General features: G+C 37.4%; 1 protein-coding gene. It reads right to left on the bottom strand.

Features of this window, described 5'->3' with window-relative positions; all coding sequences use genetic code 11:
- Nucleotides 1-7,198: lectin-like domain-containing protein (locus HMPREF2846_RS13435; RefSeq protein ID WP_141751901.1), on the bottom strand; the 7,198-nt coding region annotated here is incomplete at its 3' end.
- Nucleotides 7,199-7,515: the final 317 nt, after the last annotated feature.

Raw genomic sequence — 7,515 nt, 5'->3', positions numbered from 1 at the left:
TTTGTAACTCAGCTTTATCAGCTTTTTGAACTAAATTTTTTTGAGCATCTTTTAATGCTTGAGTAGCCGCTTCAATTTCTTTAGTTGTTTTGCCATCTGGTGCATCGACAATCGCCTGTCCAGAAGTTTCTGCATCAGTTAACGGTTTTACGCTGTCTGGTGTGAAATTATCTTTTTGAACAGCTTTCGCTTTTTCAAGCTCTGCTTTCAATGCTTCTAAAGCTGCTTGTTTTGCATCCGCTGCTTCTTTAGCTTCTTTTGCATCTTGTGCTTTTTTAGCATTAATTGCGTCATCTAATGCTTTTTTCGCTGCATCGACTGCTGCTTGATCAGCATTTTGATCTGCTTCAACTGCTTTCGCTGCTGTTAAAGCATCTTGAACAGCTTTATCTTCTGGGTCATTTGCATCCAATTGGCCTAAACCTTCAGCTGTTGCGATTGATTTTTCAAGTTCTGCTTTATTCGCTTTCGCTTGTAATGCGTCTTGCGCGTCTTTGATTGCTTTGGCTGCTTCTTTCAACTCTTGTGGAGTCTTAGAATTATCAGCTTTCGCTGCTTCACCAGCTTGAACGGCTGTTTCGAAAGGAGTTACAGTGCTTGGTTTATAATCATCTTTCTTAACTGCGTTAGCTGCATCTAATGCTTTTTGTAATTCATCTAATGCATCTTGACGTTCTTTTGCTGCGATGGCATCGTTAATTGCTTTTGTTGCTTCTGCCACTTGTTGTGGTGTTGCATTACCATCAGCTTTAACCGCTTCACCAGCAGTTACTGCATCTTGAAGTGCTTTATCTTCTTTATCTGCAGGATCAAGTTGACCTAAAGTTTTTGCTTTATCGATTGCTTTTTGTAATTCTGCTTTATCAGCTTTTTGAACTAAGTTATTTTGCGCATCTTTCAATGCTTGCGTTGCTGCTTTAATATCTTCAGTTGTTTTCTTATCTGGTTCTGCAACGATAGCTTTACCTGCATCTTCTTTTTCAGTTAAAGGTGATACTGTATCAGGGGTAAAGTTGTTTTTATCAATTTTAGCGACTTTCGCAAGTTCAGCTTTCAATTCATCAAGCGCTGCTTGTTTTGCATCCGCTGCTTCTTTTGCTTCTTTAGCATCTTGTGCTTTTTTAGCATTAATCGCGTCATCTAACGCTTTTTTAGCTGCATCAACTGCTGCTTGATCCGCATTTTGATCTGCTTCAACTGCTTTCGCTGCTGTTAAGGCATCTTGTACTGCTTTATCTTCTGGGTCATTTGCGTTTAATTGACCTAAACCTTCAGCTGTCGCGATTGATTTTTCAAGTTCAGCTTTATTTGCTTTCGCTTGTAATGCATTTTGCGCGTCTTTGATTGCTTGTGCTGCTTCTTTCAACTGTTCTGGAGTTTTAGAAGTATCAGCTTTGGCTGCTTCACCAGCTTGAACGGCTGCTTCGAACGGTGCTACAGTGCTTGGTTTGTAGTCATCTTTCTTAACTGTGTTAGCTGCGTCTAATGCTTTTTGTAACTCATCTAATGCATCTTGACGTTCTTTTGCTACTAAAGCATCAGTTAATGTTTTAGTTGCTTGAGCGACTTGATCAGGTGTTGCATTGGCATTATCATTTACAGTTTTAGCTGCTGCTAAAGCATCTTGAACTGCTTTGTCTTCTTTATCTGCTGGATTTAAATCTTTTAATGCTTCTGCTTTGGCAATGGCTGCTTGTAATGCTGCTTTATCTGCTACAGGTTGTAATTGATTTTGTGCATCAGTAATTGCTTTAGCTGCCGCTTTTAATTCTGCAGGTGTTGCATTTGTATCTGCTGCTTTCGCTTTACCATCATTTAAGGCTGTTGTGAATGGTGCAACTGAATCTGGAGTAAAGCTATCTTTGTTAACAGCTTCTGCTGCTTTAATTGCTTTATTCAATTCATCTAAAGCGTCTTGACGTTCTTTCGCTGCTACAGCATCGTTTAATGCTTTTGTAGCTGCTTGAACCGCTTGAGGTGTAGCATTAGCATCTTCTTTAACAGTTTTAGCTGCTGCTAAGGCCTCTTGAACTGCTTTATCTTCTTTATCCGCTGCATCTAAGTTTGGTAAGGCTTCTGCTTTTTCAATCGCAGTTTGTAATGCAGTTTTATCCGCTCTATCTACTAAACCGGCTTCTGCTTCTTTAAGCGCTTGCGTTGCCGCTTTAATTTCTTCAGTTGTTTTAGCTTCTGGTGCTGCAACAATGGCTTTACCATCTGCTTCTTTTGTATTTAAAGGCGCTACACTGTTTGGTGTGTATTGATCTTTATTAAGACCAGCCACTTTTGCAAGCTCTGCTTTTAAAGCATCTAATGCATCTGCATGTTCCTTAGCTGCTACGGCATCATTTAATGTTTTTGTAGCTGCTTGAACTTCAGCTTGTGACGCATTTGGATTATCATTCACTTTTTTAGCTGCTGCTAAAGCATCTTGGACTGCTTTATCTTCTGCATCTGCGGGATTTAAACCTGTTAATGCTTCTGCTTTATCAATTGCTGCTTGTAATGCTGCTTTATCAGATTTAGCTTGTAATCCTTTTTCAGCATCTTTCAACGCTTGTGTTACTGTTTTAATTTCATCAACTGTTTTATTTTCAGGGTTAGCAACAATCGCATTGCCTGCTGTTTCTTTTTCAGTTAATGGTGCAACGCTATCAGGTGTAAAGTTGTTTTTATCAATTTTAGCGACTTTTGCAAGTTCTGCTTTTAACTCATCAAGTGCTGCTTGTTTTAATGCATCTGCTGCATCTTGTGTTTGTTTTGCTTTAATTGCATTGTCTAATTCGACTTTCGCTGCATCTACAGCTGCTTGGTCAGCGTTTTGGTTCGCATCAACTTGTTTTGCTTTGTCTAAAGCTGCTTTAACTGCGTCATCTTCAGGATCTCCTGCTTTTAACGGTTGTAATGCTTCAGCCGTTGCGATTGATTTTTCAAGCTCTGCTTTATTTGCTTTTTGTTTTAACGCATCTTTCGCAGTTTTAATTGCTTGTGCCGCTGCTTTAAGTTGTTCTGGTGTTGCATTTGAATCTGCTGCTTTTGCTTTACCATCTGTAACTGCTTTTTCAAATGGTGTCACAGTTTCAGGTGTGTAATTAGCTTTTGTAACAGCTTCTGCATCTCTAATTGCTGCATTTAATTCATCCAAGGCATCTTGGTAAAGTTTTTTGTCGATTGCTTTATTTAAAGTATCTGTTGCTTCTGCCACTTGTTGTGGAGTTGCATTACCATCTGCTTTGACTTGGTTTGCTTTTGCTAAAGCATCTTGAACTGCTTTGTCTTCAGTATCAGCTGCATTAAGTTGACCTAAAGTACCCGCTTTTGCAATAGCTTTTTCTAATTCTGTTTTATCTGCTTGTTTCACAAGTGCATTTTGTGCATCTGTTAATGCTTTTGTTGCTGCTTTGATTTCTTCTGTTGTTTTAGATTTTTCAGCTGTAACTACTGCATCTCCAGCTGTCACTTGTGCATTTAAAGCATTCACACTATCAGGCGTGAATGGTGCTTTATCTAACGCTTTGACTTCAGCTAATTTTGCTTTTAAAACATCTAATGCATCTGCATGTTCTTTAGCCGCAATTGCATCATTAATAGCTTTTGTCGCATCAGCTACCTGTTGTGTTGTTGCGTTCGCATTGTCTTTAACACCTTCACCTGCTGTTAGGGCATCTTTGACTGCTTTATCTTCAGCATCTGCTTCATTTAATGCACCTAATGCTTTTGCTTTATTAATTGCCGCTTCTAATGCTGATTTATCTGCATTATGTTGTAATTGTGCTTTTGCATCAGTGATTGCTTTTGCTGCTGCATCTAATTGTTCAGGTGTAGCTGTTTTATCTGCTGCTTTCGCTTCACCTGCTTTAATTGCTGCATCAAATGGTATCACTGAAGCTGGTGTGTAATCTGATTGGTTTACACCTTTCGCATCCTTAATTGCCGCATTCAAACGATCTAAAGCATCTTGATAAAGTTTTTGAGCAATCGCTTTATTTAAATCAGCTGTCGCTTGATCAACTTGTGCTTTTGTGGCATTGCCATCTGCTTTAACTGTGTTTGCTGCTGCTAATTTATCTTGAACAGCTTTATCTTCAGTATCTGCTGGATTTAATGTGCCTAAAGTGCCTGCTTTATCGATTGCTTTTTGTAATTCTGTTTTATCTGCTTGGCGTACTAAACCAGAAATACTATCATTGATGTCTTTTGTCGCTTGTTCGATTTGTTCAACAGTATATTGTTTACGTACTGTTGGATCATCAGACATAGACGCTGTTACTAATGGATTTACTTTTTGAATCGTATCTTTAACGGCTTGTAAGCTGTTTGGTGTATAACCATCTGTTTTTGCGACTTGTACACCTCTCATTACAGCTTGTTGTAGTTTTTCATATGCATCCGCTCTTAATTTTTCTTGGATAGCGTTATTTAAACTATTTTTACTGTCATCTACTGCTTTTTGAGTCGCATTTTGATCTGCATCTGTATTTTTCGCATTAGTTAAAGCTGTAATTAATTGTTGATCCATTGGTTTAGTTGGATCTAAATTTGTATATTTACTTGCTTCTGCAATAGCTTTTTCTAAGTCTGTTTTATCTGCTTTACGCACTAATTGATCTTTAGCTTGTTTAACTTCTTGAGTTTTCGCATTAAATTGATCTGTTGAACCATTTTCAGGATGAGCAATTAATGCTTCTGCCTCAGTTAACTTCGCATCTAATGCTGCAACACTATTTGGTGTGTAGTCATTTTTATTTACAGTTTTCGCATCTGCGACTGCTGCTTTTAATGCTTCAAGCGCTTTATTAGGCGTTACTACAATATTAAATGTTGAAGTACCAACATTTGTTGAACCATCAGTTGCGCTAACTGTTACTGTAGATGTACCAACAGTTGTCGGTGTACCTGTAATTTGTTTTGTTGTTGGGTCAAATGATAATCCAGTTGGTAAACCTGTTACTGCTAATGTCGGTGCAACTTTAGAGTTATCTTCAGCATTTACATTAATTGGTGTCATTGGTGTATATGCTTCAGTTGTTTGTTCTACAACCATAGTAACATCTGGCGCTTTTGTATCCACTACTGTATACGTAAATGTTTTAGTAGTGCTTAAACCAGCATGGTCAGTTGCAGTTACAGTTATTGTTGACGTACCCACTGCAGTCGGTGTACCAGAGATTGTATTTGTAGCTTCATCAAATGTTACACAGGCAGGCAAACCTGTCACTGTTTTCGTATTAAGATGCTTACTATTATCTGTAATATCTAAAACTAACGGTTTCATTTCTGTATTAACATCGACTGTTGGCGCTGCTATATCACCAATTTTTGGTGCTTCAATATCTTTAACATAGTAAACAAGAAATTGACTCGCATTTGTTAATTTAATTGTTTTTTTAGTTTTATCATAAGTAGGCGCATGTGACGTATCTTCACTTAATAATTTATAGCCTTTGTCTGCTAAGTATGTGCTAGGGTCTTGTACAGTAATAATCTTATCAACATCACCAGATGTACGAAGTGGTCGATCGATTAATTCTTGTAAATCTGTATCTACAAAATCTTCTTCTAATAAGGCAGCTGCAGTATATGTGAATTTTTCAAGTTTTACTTGTTGTAGGTTATATGCCCCACCAGTTGAAGCAGAAATGGATAAAGAATACTCATTTTTACGTGTATAACTAAAGTATTTTTGTAAACTTTGTTTCCAGGTTTGACCTGCATATGTGATAGTCATTTCTTTCGTATCACCATCATAATCAATCGTAAATGGTTGGAATTGGTTATTTGATGGCTGTACATCTAACAATGCGGCCTTCCATCCAGGTAAACCTGTTTGAGTAGTTACTGTTCCTGCTTTGTCCGCGAATATAAATGCTCCAAATGCTCCTTTATTATAGAAATCAATCGGGTCTGGTTTAGTTTTACCTTTAGGGTCAAAGCTTTTATTAACATACGTGTCTAATTTGAATCCAAATGCATAAGGCAATCCGCCCATTCCTAGTCCTGAACCGTACTCACCAATGACGTTAGGATCACCTGGGTTGAAAACAAAGGCAAGTCCATCGCCACCTGGATCCCCATCTCTAGAATGGCCTTCATATTTGTCTCCCAAGTTAACTGCTCCGGTAAAATGGAAGTCTTTATTAACGTTCATTTTTGTATCTAAAGTAATTGAACCTCTGAAACTTGGAAAATCAGGAGTTAATGTAGCAATACCTTTTGTTTGATCATAGTATGCAATCCCGTGAGTAATGAAGTATTGATTAAAGTTTTCAGGCGTCACCACGACATCATCTTTTAAAGAGGTATCAACTGAAAATGTACGTACTGCTGTCGTTGGTTCTTCTACTGCTGATCTTAATTTTGTCGCTTGTGGGCTGTATAAGTCTTTTTGTGCTGAACCTTGCTCAAGTAAAAGTTTTAACACTTCTGCTTTAATTTGGTCCTCTGTTAAATCTGTAGTATCGATAACAGCTAATGCTGCATCTACTTTTGAACTGTCATAATCTGAGGCAAGTTCAGTTTTTACTTTATCTACCTTTTGTTCGGTAGATAGTGGTGTTGATTCTATTGTTGGTGTTGCTTGGTCTGTTGAAGTCACTGTTTTAGCTTCTGAAGTATTGTTTGTTTCAGAAGTTGTTGCTGATGTTGTATCAGCTTTAGTTTCTTCTTTAACTGACTCAGTTGTTGATTTAGGAGCTTCAGTAGTAGCTGCTGATTGTTCTTTTGTAGAATCAACTGTTTTCGTTTGTTCGGCTTCAGCTTGTTTCACTGCTTCAGCTTCTGCTTTTTGTGCTTTGTCAACAACTGCTTGAACGTCAGCTTCAGTTTGAGCTTGTTTGACTTCAGCAGTATATTGTTTAACTGTTTCTTCAGTTAAATGTGTAAATGTAGAAAGTTTAGACAATGCGTCTGTCTTAACTGTCTCCAATACATTTGATGTAGTTTGAGTGTTTCCAGCTTGTTGAGTAGTGTCTGTTGTTTTATCTTGTGGCACTGTGTTCTCTACCGGTTCTTGTTGGGATGTACTTGTATCTTTAGATGCCTCTACAACTGTGTTATCGTTTGTGCTCTCCGCTGCTTTGGCTTCGCCATTGTGACCTAAGAATAAAAGTGATCCAATAAGAATAGATGCTGTACCTACAGTAAATCTTCTAATTGAATAGCGATTTCTTAAGTTAGGCAAAAAATCCAACTTCTTCATTTGATGTCCTCCGATATATTAAATTTTGAACTACTTTATAATTATAAAACGGAGTGACACAATTGTATATAAAATAGGTTCCATGAAGTTTTAATGGTATTTTATAGTATTCAGTTATGTATTTTAATAATAATGGTGCATAATACATATAAACTACGGTTGCATCTACTATTACCGGCATATTTTAATGTGCACAATAAGACTTTTAACATTATAGTTTATAAGCATCAACATAATTTCTACATGTAAAATTTACAAAAACGTAACACAAACGTAATAAAACGGCTCTCTGTCAAATAGGACTGGTGAGCAAAAAC

This window comes from Staphylococcus sp. HMSC056G08 (assembly GCF_001812305.1).
GTDB classification, from domain to species: Bacteria; Bacillota; Bacilli; order Staphylococcales; family Staphylococcaceae; genus Staphylococcus; species Staphylococcus simulans.
Note: the sequence above shows the minus strand (reverse complement) of the source record. Positions and strands in the feature narration are given on the sequence as shown.